Source organism: Sphingobacterium sp. ML3W, assembly GCF_029542085.1.
GTDB lineage: Bacteria > Bacteroidota > Bacteroidia > Sphingobacteriales > Sphingobacteriaceae > Sphingobacterium.
Window position 1 is genome coordinate 2,064,863 of record NZ_CP107036.1, and the last position, 14,090, is coordinate 2,078,952.

At 42.5% G+C, this 14,090-nt stretch carries 17 protein-coding genes; 16 read left to right on the forward strand and 1 reads right to left on the reverse strand.

The genetic code is table 11. From position 1 onward, the window contains the following. Positions 1–406: 406 nt before the first annotated feature. Entirely contained in the window at positions 407–1,330 is a 924-nt protein-coding gene (locus tag OGI71_RS08780; RefSeq protein WP_282255024.1) for a helix-turn-helix transcriptional regulator, read from the forward strand. A 147-nt stretch (positions 1,331–1,477) separates the two neighbouring features. Next, on the forward strand, positions 1,478–2,347 hold the full coding sequence (locus OGI71_RS08785) for an RteC domain-containing protein (RefSeq protein WP_282255025.1): 870 nt from the start codon (positions 1,478–1,480) through the stop codon (positions 2,345–2,347). Positions 2,348–2,525: 178 nt separating this feature from the next. Here OGI71_RS08785 and OGI71_RS08790 read toward each other — a convergent pair whose 3' ends face one another. Next, positions 2,526–2,663: a hypothetical protein gene (locus OGI71_RS08790; protein ID WP_282255026.1), complete on the reverse strand. Its 138-nt coding sequence runs from the start codon at positions 2,661–2,663 to the stop codon at positions 2,526–2,528. Positions 2,664–2,929: 266 nt separating this feature from the next. On the opposite strand from OGI71_RS08790, the gene OGI71_RS08795 reads away from it, so the two are divergent. From OGI71_RS08795 to OGI71_RS08860, 14 genes are all read left to right on the forward strand, one after another. Continuing rightward, a complete protein-coding gene (locus OGI71_RS08795) occupies positions 2,930–3,910 on the forward strand; it encodes a toprim domain-containing protein (RefSeq protein ID WP_282255027.1) in 981 nt (326 codons plus the stop codon). Between the two features lie 319 nt (positions 3,911–4,229). Then, the gene (mobC, locus tag OGI71_RS08800) at positions 4,230–4,817 is read left to right on the forward strand and encodes a plasmid mobilization relaxosome protein MobC (RefSeq protein ID WP_282255029.1); all 588 of its coding nucleotides are present in this window, start codon (positions 4,230–4,232) and stop codon (positions 4,815–4,817) included. Positions 4,818–4,920: 103 nt separating this feature from the next. After that, entirely contained in the window at positions 4,921–6,039 is a 1,119-nt protein-coding gene (locus tag OGI71_RS08805; protein ID WP_282255030.1) for a DNA cytosine methyltransferase, read from the forward strand. A 27-nt stretch (positions 6,040–6,066) separates the two neighbouring features. Further along, a complete protein-coding gene (locus tag OGI71_RS08810; RefSeq protein ID WP_282255031.1) occupies positions 6,067–7,266 on the forward strand; it encodes a relaxase/mobilization nuclease domain-containing protein in 1,200 nt (399 codons plus the stop codon). 27 nt (positions 7,267–7,293) lie between these two features. Beyond that, the gene (locus tag OGI71_RS08815; RefSeq protein ID WP_282255033.1) at positions 7,294–7,929 is read left to right on the forward strand and encodes a ParA family protein; all 636 of its coding nucleotides are present in this window, start codon (positions 7,294–7,296) and stop codon (positions 7,927–7,929) included. Then, positions 7,926–8,294 (forward strand): hypothetical protein, encoded by a 369-nt coding sequence (locus OGI71_RS08820; protein ID WP_282255034.1) that lies wholly within the window; start codon positions 7,926–7,928, stop codon positions 8,292–8,294. Before OGI71_RS08815 ends, OGI71_RS08820 begins: the two co-directional genes overlap by 4 nt. Further along, a complete protein-coding gene (locus OGI71_RS08825; RefSeq protein WP_282255035.1) occupies positions 8,291–8,638 on the forward strand; it encodes a hypothetical protein in 348 nt (115 codons plus the stop codon). The genes OGI71_RS08820 and OGI71_RS08825 overlap by 4 nt, the downstream gene beginning before the upstream one ends. A gap of 3 nt (positions 8,639–8,641) precedes the next feature. Then, positions 8,642–8,956, forward strand: coding sequence for a DUF4134 family protein (locus tag OGI71_RS08830; RefSeq protein ID WP_282255036.1), 315 nt, complete (start codon positions 8,642–8,644; stop codon positions 8,954–8,956). Positions 8,957–8,984: 28 nt separating this feature from the next. Next, entirely contained in the window at positions 8,985–9,299 is a 315-nt protein-coding gene (locus OGI71_RS08835; RefSeq protein ID WP_282255037.1) for a DUF4134 domain-containing protein, read from the forward strand. Beyond that, positions 9,299–9,598: a DUF4133 domain-containing protein gene (locus OGI71_RS08840; protein WP_282255038.1), complete on the forward strand. Its 300-nt coding sequence runs from the start codon at positions 9,299–9,301 to the stop codon at positions 9,596–9,598. The genes OGI71_RS08835 and OGI71_RS08840 overlap by 1 nt, the downstream gene beginning before the upstream one ends. After that, the gene (locus OGI71_RS08845; protein WP_282255039.1) at positions 9,579–12,059 is read left to right on the forward strand and encodes a TraG family conjugative transposon ATPase; all 2,481 of its coding nucleotides are present in this window, start codon (positions 9,579–9,581) and stop codon (positions 12,057–12,059) included. The genes OGI71_RS08840 and OGI71_RS08845 overlap by 20 nt, the downstream gene beginning before the upstream one ends. A 33-nt stretch (positions 12,060–12,092) precedes the next feature. Beyond that, a complete protein-coding gene (locus OGI71_RS08850) occupies positions 12,093–12,755 on the forward strand; it encodes a hypothetical protein (RefSeq protein WP_282255040.1) in 663 nt (220 codons plus the stop codon). After that, entirely contained in the window at positions 12,752–13,411 is a 660-nt protein-coding gene (locus OGI71_RS08855; protein WP_282255041.1) for a hypothetical protein, read from the forward strand. The genes OGI71_RS08850 and OGI71_RS08855 overlap by 4 nt, the downstream gene beginning before the upstream one ends. Continuing rightward, positions 13,408–14,088 carry a hypothetical protein gene (locus OGI71_RS08860; RefSeq protein WP_282255042.1) on the forward strand — a complete coding sequence of 227 codons (681 nt, stop codon included), beginning with the start codon at positions 13,408–13,410 and terminating at the stop codon, positions 14,086–14,088. Before OGI71_RS08855 ends, OGI71_RS08860 begins: the two co-directional genes overlap by 4 nt. Positions 14,089–14,090: the final 2 nt, after the last annotated feature.

Genomic DNA, 14,090 nt, shown 5'->3' on the forward strand with positions numbered 1-14,090 from the left:
TATTTTTACTTGTCAAAATCTATCGACAAAAGCAAGTGCGATTTACTGAATCAACTTTTTGATTTAACAATAAGCATAAACCATTTCAGAAGGTCGATATCTTTCGTATACTCCAAATCAATATCTTTCAAATTATGTTTCAGTAAAGCTATAATTATACCGTCGAAAAGATCTTGCCCACCAATATCAACCTCTAATCAGAGAGAGATGAAAGACATAATAAATAAAATTCACGGAATATAAAGATCTTTACTAAACGTATTTTTAAGAAAAAGTAGCCTATATCCATTGTTAAAAGATATTATAGATAAAATTTATTAAATTTAATACATATAGCTGTGGTTAAAGGGAAAATCACACATCCACAACCTGTACCTCTACATGTCTCGACCCCTATTCACATGTTATGCAGATTGGTGGTATTGAAATGCATCCCAGCATACTGGGCGTAATTTTTATTGAACTATTGATGCTCGGAGCACAGGGCATCTATTATTTGGAACGTCCTCAGGAAAAAGACAGGATATGGTATATTCTTTTTTTGGCACTGTTGCTAGGCCTCAATGTGACCAACGGAATCCTTCCGAACCCTCTTTTTGGAATCCCCTTATACATGCAATATGTCCTTCGCAATGGAATCTCTTTCATAACGGTCTCCTTATTTCCGTATCGGTTTCTCAGGAAATTGCAGAAAACAAATCATCACAATCACAGAAAAAGAGAAGTACTCTTCCTTTTAACAGTACCTTATCCTACCCTGTTTGTCATTATTTATATAGTTTTTCATGACCTGGAAAAAGCACATCGTTATACACTCTTCATACCAAGCTTAAATAATCTTATCATGACTACCTTAGTCACCAAATCCATCTGGAAAATCTCAGTTAGAAATCTGTATGGAAAAAGATCCCCCGAAGAAAAAATTGCTTTTGCCACAATTATCACCTGGTTATTTCTATATCCTACTGTACATCTAAATTGGGGAAAAACAGTAGAAACTATTTTTATCAATCTCGGGCCAACATCTTTCAACCTGCTCCTTTTATTTAATTGGATCAAAATAAACCGACGGGAACAAGAGCAACTTCACAAGTTAATGTTCCTGAACTCCGATAATAACTTAGTTCTATTGACCTGCAAAGACTATATGTTTTCGAAAAGAGAGACAGATATCGCTGTACTTTTATGCCACAGATTGAAAAGACAGCAGATTGCAGAAAAACTCTTTATTTCGGTACGTACAGTTGATAAACACATCGAACGTATATTTCAAAAAACAGGAGTTTCATCCCGTGAAATGCTATTTAAAAAGCTAAATATGATTCCATAATACACATATTGTTCAAATTTATCTGAACAATACGCATGAATTACTTATATAAATACGTAATTCATGCGCTATTATAAATGTGTGTTCAACACTACTTTTGAATAAACCTCACCACAGGTTCAACGGTAATTCATAAAGTTTTCTACTATGTCACCACAGGAAATAGATAACCGCTATTCGGAAATGCTTGAAAAACTGGATGCCATCAACGGTTCCATAAGAGAATCCCTCCTTAATCTAAATGCTTCATTACTGCTTATCCGTGAAACAGTTTATTCCTTGAAAGAATATATACATACTCATCCCTTTTTAAATAATGAAGAAGAAATAACGTTCTTCAAGTATACAAAACCTCGATTTGCCGCCTGGCAAATCTACTGCCTAGAACTCCATAATATCCTCTCTACCATACCCATCGGCACCGACGAAATGATAAAGGGTTATTATATCAATGAAATTGGAATACTGGAACGCTTTTTTAAAATGCATTCATTTTATTACCAATATTACCTAAAGGACGAAGATGCAAAAGACAAGCTATTTTTCCTGAGATCCAATAGATCGCTATTTCCTCCAGGCGGAGAATTACTATCTACTGATCCGGACTTCTCAACAGAACTGGATTATCTGTTCAGTAAATTTCGGGCTTACGAAATGCTTCGGGACTTTATGATTCGAAGAGTAAAACTCCTATTTCAGGAAGCCAATTATAACTTCATGAATGGATTAGCACATAAAAGAAAAAGGTGGTGGTCTGGTGATAAAGTTGAACTGGTAGAAATTGCTTACGGAATCTATTATACCAATAGGCTCAATGGCGGAAAGGCGGAAATTTCTGACATCGTGGGCTGGCTGGAAGAAAGTCTCAACATTGATCTCAGTCAGGCATACCGGATGTTTGTCGATATCAGAAGAAGGAAAACTATAAGCTTCACAAAATTCTTGGATGAAATGCGGGACGCCATACATACTAATATAGATGAATCTCTCAAACACAAATCTAAATCCGATCGCTAAGAAAAATAACATCATTAAAAACTAAAAAATGCTTAAAAAACAAAATTCCCAATATTCCCGACTTGGTAAATAAAGAAGATCATTTTTCCTACACAATGTACCTCGCTTTTATCCAAAGCAATTAATATCCACTAAAATTGCATCATTTTTTTACCTGACCTCCCGTTCTCAACGAAATTTAGATCTTTCCTTTCTTTTGAACACTTTTTATTACCTGTAAAATCCACCTAAAAAAATCGTTACCACCCTTCCCATCTTGTGAAATACCGGACTCCACCTTCTCCAATTTTGCCAATAAGGATTCGTTCTTTGACATTGGGGGAAGAAGCATTTCCGGTTAAAAACCGGAAATTATCGTGCAGTCTTAAACGTATTATTTGATACTTTTTGATGAACCGTAGGCAGCCGGTTTCGGCAGGTATGTATTTACCGACGCAAGATTCCCGAACTAATATATAAAGAGCATCCTCTCACGTAGCGATACGCTTACCGGTTAAAATGACAACTTAACATCACACATCATATTTAAAAGGGGCAATGCCCCTTTTTTATTTCTGAAATTATTATTAAATCCAGCAATTTATGGAAACTAAGAGAAACGCCCAACAGATAAGGGAAGAAGTCTCATTGGTTGAACTTCTTTCCCGTCTGGGCCATCAGCCCGCACGAAGATCTGGTAAAGATCTTTTCTACCTGAGTATGCTCCGCAAGGAAAATACACCTTCTCTCTCGGTCAACGATCAATTGGACGTTTGGTTTGATCACGGAGGAGCAAACCTTTCGGGTATAAAAGGTGGCAATGTCATTGATTTCGCACTAGCTTATTGGCATCCGACATCATTCCAGGAGGTCCTCAATAGAATAAATGATATCATGTCATTACCTACAAAAGGATTTTCCTGTGATCCTGCCAGACAAAAACGGTCCCGACAGAAGGCAACACCTGTCGCCAATTATACCATACAGGAAATTAAAGAACTTGGTAGTAATTCCTCTATTACACAGTATATTAAAAGCCGTGGTATTTGGGAGCAGGCAAAAGGCAAAATAAAAGAAGTCCATTACCGTATTGCCGAAGGCCCCAAAAAGGGGAAGACATATTTCTCTGCTGGATGGCAAAACGAAAATGGTGGTTGGGAGCTCAGAAATAAAATCGGAATATTCGAGTTTAAAGCTTGTCTCGGGAGGAAGGGGATTTCTTTTTATAAAGGATCTTCCGAAAAATTATCCCTTTTTGAAGGTTTTCTCGATTTTCTCAGCTGGCGGAAAGATCAACCTACCGCACCGGACTCTGTGATCGTGCTTAACTCAGTCAACCTTTTGGATACCGCCATGGAAAAAGCATCATCTTTTCCTGCCATCAACGTTTATTTTGACCGTGACAAAGCTGGTGAATCAGCATTTCTTTTACTACAGAAAAAGCTTCCTCAGGTGCAGGACTGCTCGGACTGCTACCTCAATTATAAAGACTACAACGAAATGTTGCTTGCCAGAAAACCGCCCCGCCTTCCCTGGGAAGAAGAAAATGTCTATAATAAAATTTTAGCGACTTATAGACGCTAAAATTTTACCTACTTACTATTACAAGACTGCAGCTCTAGTAATAAGCATGAAGGCAAGGTCATTGGCATACTGATTAGCGGATAGGCTAATAAGCTATTAGAACATATGTCTGACAAGCAATTTAGCAAGCTATGCAATGATCCAATAGGCGGTTTTCCGATTAAGCGGTTTTGCGATTTAAACATGGATCCAATAGGCAAGTTCTCGGATTAAACCGATTCATATTTATCCATTAGGCATACAGCTTCAACAATTAAACAAGCCATCATCCCCTAGCCCCCGCCGGAGTCTCCACCCACCCGACTTTGGAAACTCTATTATGGCAACAAAACCTCTTGTGTTTTGCTCTCCGCAAGTTGTGTTTTCGGGTACCCCGAAAACCACCTTGCCTTTACCCTGCGGCGCTCCTATTGGGGAGCTGCTGGGCAAAGGGAGAAAAACCTTCGCAACTTGGTTTTTCTTTCCAAAGGATGGAAATAGCCCCTTACAGGATATGAAAAAAGCTCAAAAAAAGCCAGGTAGACCACCAATGCTGATAGGAAAACGGATACATATTATCAAGGCCAAACTCACCGACGAAGAATTAAAGGCATTGATCGAAATCCAAAAAGCTAGCGGTTTACACCGGATGGAACTTATTCGCAGACGTGTTCTTGGCAAAGGTGCACCAGTCATTATCAATGTAAATGAATTACTCCATAAACTTGATGCTATCGGTGCTGAGCTCGGAAGAGCTGGCAATAATATAAATCAGCTGGCCCGACATGCCAATACCCTTAATAAACAAGGGAATCTAAAGGAACAAGTTGTCCGGGAATTTAATAATCTATTCGCTGATTATATCCATATGCAACAGGAACTCGAAAGACAACTTCGCCATATTCTTCGGACAATGAAATCCTCTTAATAGCAATTTATAAAGTCTATTTATTCAACATCCATGCAACAGCTTAAAAAACGAAAACACAAATTGTCAAAGGCTCAAATTTTCACCCATTCACAAAAACAAAATGCTTAGACACGGTAGCCTCTTCAGTGGTATCGGTGGATTTGATCTTGCTTCCACATGGATGGGATGGGAAAATATCTTTTCCTGCGAGATAGATGCATTTTGCCGAAAAATACTTCATTACTATTGGCCCAAAACAAAACACCATGACGACATCTATCAGCTCAATGCAACTCAGTATAGAGGACAAATTGACATTATCAGCGGAGGATTCCCATGCCAGCCTTTCAGTCAATCAGGAAGAAGAAAGGGCAAAGAGGATGACCGCTATCTCTGGCCACAGGCTCTCCGAATTATTAGAGAAGCAAGGCCTAAGTGGATTGTTCTTGAAAACGTTGCTGGACTCTTCACCATTCTCGAGCAAGAAAATCTATCTGAAATGGAACTCAAAGAGATTGAGCTTTTTTGTACAGACGACACGCAGAAAACAAACAGTACCATTATCCAGCTTCAGAGAAGAATCATTGGACACATTGTTTCAGATATCCAATCAGCAGGATATATACTTCCGAGACCCCAAGATGGCACACCAATCATTTTGTGTATTCCAGCTTGCGCCGTGGACGCCCCGCACCGCCGGGACCGGATCTGGTTTATTGCCCACACCGAGCACTTTGCAGATCGGAAGTATAACGATAGACCCACAGACTTTAGAAGTATGGGACACGATCAAAAAAGGTGGCACGTTACGGCAGCGCCGTGTAAGGGATGGAATCCTGATCATGGCTGCACAGGCAGGACTTATTCCTCCTATCAGGGACAAGAAGAAGAACAAGGTAACTGTCGGCCCAAAACCTTTGAAAAGCATGATGGAAATACAATATCCTGCAATAATCCACAAGATGATCACACTGCTCGCGAAATCGACGAATCCCCCATCAAAGGAAGCTCCGATAACGGACATGGGTACCGAATTCCTAATTGGGATGAATGGCCAACTCAGTCCCCCATTTATCGCAGAGATGATGGGATTTCCGGTGGACTGGACGGAATTGCCCTTTCAAAATGGCGGACACAGAGCCATAAAGGTTACGGAAACGCCATAGTTCCCCAAGTTGCTCTTCAACTTTTTAGGGCAATAGAAACCGTTGACAGGGAAATGAAAAATCACTCGCTTTAGTTTTCTATTATCAAATAGCCTTTCACCATGATTGTCAAGATCCTCAGAAAATCGTCGACTTTCAAAGCAGTAAATTATAATACGGGCAAAGTCGACAAAAACAAAGGCGAACTGCTTCTGGTCAAAAATTTTGGTGTGCTTCAGGGAATCGAGAACCTACGGCCTCAAGATTATATCAATTACCTGGAAGCTGTTTCTTCATCCAACACACGTATCAAATATCCACAGTTCCATGTAGCCATATCCACCAAAGGACGGCAGCACAGCAAAGAAGAACTTTCGGATATCGCACAGAAATGGATGGAAGGAATGGGTTACGGAGGGCAGCCGTATATACTGATCTTTCACAAAGACACAAACAACAACCACGTACATCTGGTGTCGACACGTGTAGGAAGGGATGGAAAGAAAATCTCTGACAGATTTGAAAAGCTGCGTGCGTATAGGGTTTTGGATCAGATTATGGGTGTGGGCGAACAACAGGTACTAAAAAATCATCTTGAAGAAGCACTGTCTTACAATTTTTCTACGCACGCTCAATTTATGATGCTTCTTGAAACAATGGGTTATTCACTTGATCTGACCGACAAAGCGTACACTATAAGTAAAAATGGCCATCAGATAGGTTCCATTGATCTATCCAAAATCGATAATAAAATAGCTGACCGCATAAAAGATACAGTCCGAGTAAAACAGATCCGGGCAATTTTTGAAAAATACAGATCCATCTATGATACATCGGTAAATAATTCTGAACATGGCTATAACTCAAGCTTTGCTGATTTTCTCCGTAAAAAATTCGGTTTAGAAATAGTCTTCCATGGAAAAAATGGAATGCCCCCCTATGGGTATACGCTGATGGATCATTCAAAATATGCAGTTTATAGGGGCAGTGAAATTATGGCGCTCAACGACATTATTACTGGAAAACCTAATCAGTCCAATAAGTCCCAGAAAGAGCAGACACAAACCCATATCCTACCCAATCTTCGAGATAGTCAAGATGAGGCTAAAAAGGAAAGTCATGAGGAAATTCAATCTGAACATTGGCAAAATAAGTGGGACAATATTCTGCCAGTAGAAACTCCAACCCCTGAGCACGCTCCGCCCGAACTGGAAATCGTAGTCCCCGTCCTGAATATCAATATATCCGATGATATTGATGACGAAGCTATCCTAGGCAGAAACCGCCGCCGCAAGCGTAAGGCCCGGACAAATACCAGATAACAAATACCCATTTAAAATTTCTGTATTATGGTCATTCTTATAGGAAACCAGAAAGGCGGAGCAGGGAAAAGCACGCTTACCCTGCTGCTCGCCAACTACCTCACTTCTGTACATGAAGAAGAAGTTACTGTCCTTGATATGGATTACCAACAGTCCGTATCCTCAAAATATGAAAAAGCCAAAATCCTGGAGAACGAACCGCCCTACGAAATTGTTCCAGTGGATCTTGCCCAGTTTCCGACATTACTCAAAGTTCTCACCAAAAATCCCAAAGAGATAGTTTTGATAGACCTGCCGGGAAAAATGGATGATGATGGTCTGATACCGGTCATTCTTTCGGGGAATATTATCCTATGCCCATTTAATTACGATGAATTTTCGGTCGACTCTACCTTACTTTTTGCTATGGTCGTCAAGAAGATCAACAGTAAAGCACCATTAATTTTTATTCCAAACCGGATCAAATCAAACGTACGGTACGATACCCAAATGGAAGTGGACAGAGTTATGGCCAAATTCGGAACCATAACACCCATTATCAGTGACCGGATAGATTTCCAGCGCGTAAACACACTTCATACGCCAGCAATTGTGCTACCCGTCATTTTACCCATACTAAATCTGATCTATGACAACTATATCAAGAAGCAAACATCCGAATGAAAGAAATCAAATCACTTGCCAACAAACTCCGTGACCAGCTCCGTACCGGCGAAGCGGATCCTAAGAACCTCCCAAAAATAAAAAGAGATCCCCCCGGGCCGGATAAAAGCCAAAAACAACTGCCGTTACCCAGCCAAGTGAATGCGGCAACATTCTTTAACGGAATATTAAATTTTCAGGTTGAACTGACAGAAAAAAGTCTCATCAGGGTGGACAAAAGAACATTGAATCTGCTCAAGCGTATCAAACTCACCCATGGAGTGGATATGAACCGTTTTATCGTATATGCGCTCCACCAATACCTTTCCCAACATCCTTGGCTATCCGATTATATTAACCAAACCCTTAAAAACACTGAACCATGAACTGGACAAATTTTCTTGTAACCCTTACATTCTCCTATCTGGCCTATTACGGCCTTAACCTGCTCTATGATCTCTTTATTTCAGATAAAGGATCCTCCTCCACCACTACCGAAGACACCTTAATTTTCGAAGAGAGTATCCAGCCCCAGCTTATCGAATATGCCCCGCCATCCTTAATGGCGGATGAAACATCCGAAAAGGAAACGATCCAGACTATAAACTCCCAAAAAAATGCAAGGCAGGCTACCGGTAACCTGATATCCACGGGAGCGGTAGGTATCAGAGAACTCTTTAACCTGGCCAAAAACAATCTCATCGAACATACAAGCACTATCCCCTATTAAAACATGTGGCAAGGGAACATGTTATGGACGGCAACTGCCGTCCTTTTTTTTATATCGCCAGAAACAGCAGCGGCACAGCCCGGTATCAGTGAATTTTATCAGGTATCCGGTGAAATGCACCGCTGGTACTTTAGCCTTTCTGACCTGATTTTAGTGATCGGAGCCATTTCCGGAATTCTTGGTGGATTGCGCATATATAGCAACTGGCAAGGCGGCAAAATCCACCACATTGACGCCCAGGTAATGGGCTGGTTTTTTTCCTGCCTCTTCCTGACCATTGTCGGTGCCTTCCTCAAAGCCCTCTACGGGATCAGTTAATCTTTTTTTTATCCTTTAACAATTTCAGATGACAGTAAAAACAAAAAAACTGTTCGTTTGCACAGCGCTTTTCCTCGGCGCAGCAAACATGCTATTTGCCCAAACTGCGGGTGGCACCTTAGGTATTGATGCAGCAACCTCCTCGCTGACAACTTATGTTGATCCTGTATCTACTTTAACACTGGCCATTGGGGCAGTTGTAGGAATTGTGGGTGGCGTGAGAGTTTACATCAAATGGAACTCGGGCGATAACGACATCAACAAAGAACTGATGGGATGGATGGGTTCCTGTCTCTTTCTGGTGCTCGTTTCCGTCGTCATCAAGGCATTCTTTGGCGTCTGATGATGACAAAGTATTCCATTTACAAGGGGCTCCAACGCCCCCTTGTTTATCGTGGTTTTAAAGGTAAATTCATCGGCTGGGGAATCGGGTTCCTCATTCTCGGGTTGGTTGGTGGTGGCCTGACGGGCGCATTGACAAATATGTATCTCGGCGGGATAATCACCATACTGACCATAACCGGAGGACTTACATTCACATTCTACAGACAGAAAGACGGACTACACGATAAAACACGGAACAAAGGTATTTCTATCCATCCCATACGCCTCAAGAAAAACTATGCTGACCCATTCTCCTAAATCTATTTTTAAATTACCCTATGCAGGAATTGACCATTATAATGGTCACGCGCTTCTATTTGGTGAAAGAGGCGATTTCTCGACCATATTCAGCCTGCAAAATCCAGTGATGCAATACGGGGCCGATCCGGCTCCTTACATGGCCTATCATTCCCTGCTCCTTAATCTGGTAAAGATCCTAGGTGAAGGATATATCATCCAGAAACAGGATATTTTCTCCAGAAAGACCTTTCAGGTAAACAAAAACCGGGAGTTCCTCCAACAGAAATACGACGATCATTTTCAAGGCCGGGAATATACGGATATCAACACCTATCTAACCATAACAAAACTGGTGAAAAAGAGCGCATTCTACGTTCATGATGCAAAAGTGCTCGCTGATTTCGCTCACCAAACGGAAAAGGTCCACGATCTGCTGCTGGGAGCAGAGGTTGGTCCCAAACGGTTAAAAGAGGCTGAAATTAACCGTTACATATCCCGCATCCTTGCCATCGATTTCTCCTCAGAAAATATTACACTGGAAAATATACGTTCCGGCGACAGGGAACTTGGTCTGGGAGACCGCTCCGTGCGGAGTATCAGCCTTATCAATACAGATTCCATCGACCTTCCTGAATCCATTGGTACCTATGCACATAAACAGGATGGCGGCAACCTTCGGGAATTTCCCGTTGACAACCTCTTTTTTTTACACCATGTACCTGAGTACCGGTGTATTATTTATAACCAGCTCATAGAGATCCCAGCCCAGCAGATGACATTGAACAAACTCGAACTCAAGCGTAAACGTCATTCAGGCATACCAGATCCGGCAAACCTGATCTGCGTAGAGGATATCGACCAATTACTGGTGGATGTAGCACGGGAAAACCAGCTTCTGGTAAACGCGCATTACAACATTGTACTCTGCGCGGATAATGATAAGATCGGAAAGGCAGCTAATTTTATCGAAGCTTCCCTCTTCCAGCAGGGCATAATCCCCTCGCGAAATGCCTACAACCAACTGGAGCTTTTCCGTACCGCCCTTCCGGGAAATGGTATTGAGCTAAAAAAATACGACTGGTTTCTCACCACCTCGGAAGCGGCGCTCTGTCTTTTCTTTAAAGAATCCCTGCAAAAGGACGAAGACTCTGACTTCCTTGTCCGGTTTACCGACCGTCAGGGCCTACCGGTAGGTATTGACCTGGCAAACCTGCAGACCGGAAGGCTCAATAACCGCTCGAAATTTACATTGGGCCCCAGTGGATCCGGGAAATCTTTTTTTATGAATGCGCTCGTCGAGCAATACTGCCTGTATAACATGGATGTTGTGATTATAGACACCGGGGACAGTTATCAGGGGCTGTGCAGCTATTACGGAGGTAAATATATCACTTATACGGAGGAAAAACCGCTTTCCATGAACCCCTTTGCGATGACCCAAAAAGAATTCAACCTTGAACAGAAAGACTTCCTGAAAACGCTCGTAGCACTATTATGGAAAGGATCCGAGGGCGAACTTACCCAGATTGAGGACAGCGTTATCTCAAATGTACTATCTTCTTATTACTATGAATATTTTTGGTTGGATCCGGGTCCCCAGCATCCACGAAGGCCGGAAAAACTGGATTTCGATTCTTTCTACATCTATTCCGTCGAAAGGATTAAAGAAATCACCGAACAGGAATCCGTAAGTTTTGACCTGGACGAATACCGCTATGTACTCCGTAAGTTTTATTCGGGTCAGGAGTTCGGTACATTATTGAATGAAGCGACCGATCAATCACTGTTCACCGCACCTTTTATTGTCTTCGAAATAGACAATATTAAGGAGAACAAGATCATTTTCCCCATCGTGACCCTATCGATCATGTCCGTTTTTCTCCAAAAAATGCGGCACCGGACAGACCGCCGTAAAGCCCTCATTGTGGAGGAAGCCTGGAAAGCAATTGCAAGTCCCATTATGGCATCCTATATTCTCTATCTCTACAAAACGGTCCGTAAATTCTGGGGGGAGCTGACCGTGGTCACCCAGGAGCTTGGCGACATCCTGGGCAACCCGATCGTCAAAGACAGTATCATCGCCAACTCTGATACGATCTGTCTGCTTGACCAAGGTAAATTCAGGGAAAATTACGATGAGATCGCCAAATTGCTCTCTATCACCGATACCGAAAAACGAAAGATCTTTACCATTAACCAGCTCGATAATAAAGATGGCCGAGGACGGTTTAAAGAAGTTTATATCCGCCGCGGAAATAGCGGTGAGGTCTATGGCGTAGAGGTCTCGATCTACCAGTATCTGTGCTATACAACGGAAAAACCCGAAAAAAACGCGGTACAGATCTATGTAAAACAGTATGGAAGCTATCAGGCAGCACTATGCGCATTTGTTTCGGATATGCAGGCCAGTGGTCTTGCACTGCCTGCATTCGTAGCCAAAGTCAATCAGGCCGGAATTCCCTTTTCTCCTATACAGTAATGAAACCATGATTCTAAACAATTCCTCTTAAGCATGAAAAAACGCTATTTTATCCTGTTGCTGTTCCTGTTTTCCAATTGGTCCCGGGCACAGATCTATGTTGATCCGGCAGTGGCCGCGGCCACCGCTGCACACGCTTCGATGATGGACCGGCAGCTGGACAACACCAATAATAACCTTACCCTGATCCAGCGCGGACAGCTCGCTGTCACCGGACAGCTGGTAATTGTCAATGACCTTCAGGACAAAATATATAAAGGTCTCAGTGAAGTATCGGCCGTCGTGCGCAATCTGCTTGCTATAAAGGATATTACCGAGATCAGCTCGGATATCGTCCATGATGCAGGCAGGGCGATGGATATCGCCGGATCAAATCCGGTCCTATTGTTATTTGCCGAGCAGGGAGTTCGTGAGTTTAAAACGCGTGCCACAGCACTGGTCACAGAAGTAGCATCTTTTGTCACCAAAGGCGGAAAAGATAATCTCATGGATTCCGGCGAACGTGCAAAACTGCTCAACCGGATCGTAAATGAGATGATTATCCTTCGGGGTGTCGCATATGGCATGTACCGGACTATGTACTGGGCAAAGCAACGGGGCATCTTGAATTCCCTCAATCCATATGCAGGTTTTATCAATACGGATAAACGCATCGCTGATGACATCATCCGCAATGCCAAATACCTCAAACCATGAAAAAACTACTGATCCTAATCGTATCGATACTGTGTTTTTCAGCCTACGGGCATGCACAGCTCAATGTGGAACTGCTCCATCAATTGGTGCAACATAGCAAGGATGAACATGATCGGCAGACGACCGCGCGCAGCAGGCAGGCTGTTACCTCGGCCAATGAAGAAGTCAACCGCTCCAAAATGGATGAACTGAAACAAAAATACCGAAACCTGCAAGACCGTTTTCACATGCTCAGCCTGGCGATAGATGCTTCCCAGATAGCACTGCAGGCCAGCCCCCTGATTTCAAAGATCATCGAAAATCAGGACAGAATTATCAGACTTGCATCCGATGATCCCCTGCTTATTGCCATGGCATACCAAACGGAGATTGATATATCAGGTAAAGCTTACATGCTCAGCAAATACCTCTATGCACTCGCAATAAGCCTCGGAGATCTTAACCAGATGAAAGCCAGTGACCGAAAATTGCTGTTCGGGCATGTGATCCGGGAGCTCAGAATGATAGAAGGCACCTCCAACGCCCTTGCGGTAAATATGTTTTATTCGAGCAGGAAAAAGATGCTCTCCGCCATGAATCCTTTTGGCGGTTTTATAAACCGTGACCGGGAACTGGTGAACGACATTTTGGCGAAACTCAAACAGATGAAAAAATGAGAGCAAGTATTGTAGTTTTCCTATTGCTCGGCCTGCTGCTGAATGCCAAAAATGTAGACGGCCAAGGCTATGCTGTCATCAGTGATACCAGACATCTGGCTATTGTCAACGAGAACGGTGCTGTACGTTTTTCCTCGGAAGCAGCGCACAATAGCTACCTCAACTCAATCAGGCAAAAACTGGATGACATTAACGTCAATATAAGCTCGGTAGTTCTCGTCCAGGATATTATTCATAGGTCCCTGGCAGAAGTCAACGGGGCATTGCGCTCCGGGCTCACCGTCAGACAGATTGCAGAGATCAGCGCGGAAATCATCCATGAATGTGACCAAATACTTCAGACAGCGAAAGACTCCCCGCATCTTCTGCTCTTTGCTGAAGATGTCGCAGGACACATGAAAAACCGTGGCGTGAACCTTGTCTCCGAAGTATCCGGATTCATCCTCAGGGAAGGACAGAATGTACTGATGGATTATGAGAAGCGGGATGCCCTGCTCCGTAAAATAGTACTTGAACTACAGGTGATGCGCGCCCTTACCTATAGCTTGCATAGGGCAATGTACAGGGCAAAAATAATTGGCGTATTCAGGTCATTAAATCCCTATCAGCATTTCATTAACCGAGACATCCGGCTGGTGGATGACATTATATATAAGATCAACATCATAAAGGAATAATC

Excerpts from the sequence above, each read along its gene's own strand:
- OGI71_RS08860 (WP_282255042.1), top strand. The coding sequence starts at position 13,408 with ATGAGAGCAAGTATTGTAGTTTTCCTATTGCTCGGCCTGCTGCTGAAT.
- OGI71_RS08855 (WP_282255041.1), top strand. The coding sequence starts at position 12,752 with ATGAAAAAACTACTGATCCTAATCGTATCGATACTGTGTTTTTCAGCC.
- OGI71_RS08840 (WP_282255038.1), top strand. The coding sequence starts at position 9,299 with ATGATGACAAAGTATTCCATTTACAAGGGGCTCCAACGCCCCCTTGTT.
- OGI71_RS08825 (WP_282255035.1), top strand. The coding sequence starts at position 8,291 with ATGAACTGGACAAATTTTCTTGTAACCCTTACATTCTCCTATCTGGCC.
- OGI71_RS08785 (WP_282255025.1), top strand. The coding sequence starts at position 1,478 with ATGTCACCACAGGAAATAGATAACCGCTATTCGGAAATGCTTGAAAAA.
- OGI71_RS08830 (WP_282255036.1), top strand. The coding sequence starts at position 8,642 with ATGTGGCAAGGGAACATGTTATGGACGGCAACTGCCGTCCTTTTTTTT.
- OGI71_RS08845 (WP_282255039.1), top strand. The coding sequence starts at position 9,579 with ATGCTGACCCATTCTCCTAAATCTATTTTTAAATTACCCTATGCAGGA.
- OGI71_RS08780 (WP_282255024.1), top strand. The coding sequence starts at position 407 with ATGCAGATTGGTGGTATTGAAATGCATCCCAGCATACTGGGCGTAATT.
- mobC (WP_282255029.1), top strand. The coding sequence starts at position 4,230 with ATGGCAACAAAACCTCTTGTGTTTTGCTCTCCGCAAGTTGTGTTTTCG.
- OGI71_RS08810 (WP_282255031.1), top strand. The coding sequence starts at position 6,067 with ATGATTGTCAAGATCCTCAGAAAATCGTCGACTTTCAAAGCAGTAAAT.
- OGI71_RS08795 (WP_282255027.1), top strand. The coding sequence starts at position 2,930 with ATGGAAACTAAGAGAAACGCCCAACAGATAAGGGAAGAAGTCTCATTG.
- OGI71_RS08850 (WP_282255040.1), top strand. The coding sequence starts at position 12,093 with ATGAAAAAACGCTATTTTATCCTGTTGCTGTTCCTGTTTTCCAATTGG.
- OGI71_RS08815 (WP_282255033.1), top strand. The coding sequence starts at position 7,294 with ATGGTCATTCTTATAGGAAACCAGAAAGGCGGAGCAGGGAAAAGCACG.
- OGI71_RS08820 (WP_282255034.1), top strand. The coding sequence starts at position 7,926 with ATGAAAGAAATCAAATCACTTGCCAACAAACTCCGTGACCAGCTCCGT.
- OGI71_RS08805 (WP_282255030.1), top strand. The coding sequence starts at position 4,921 with ATGCTTAGACACGGTAGCCTCTTCAGTGGTATCGGTGGATTTGATCTT.
- OGI71_RS08790 (WP_282255026.1), bottom strand. The coding sequence starts at position 2,663 with ATGTCAAAGAACGAATCCTTATTGGCAAAATTGGAGAAGGTGGAGTCC.
- OGI71_RS08835 (WP_282255037.1), top strand. The coding sequence starts at position 8,985 with ATGACAGTAAAAACAAAAAAACTGTTCGTTTGCACAGCGCTTTTCCTC.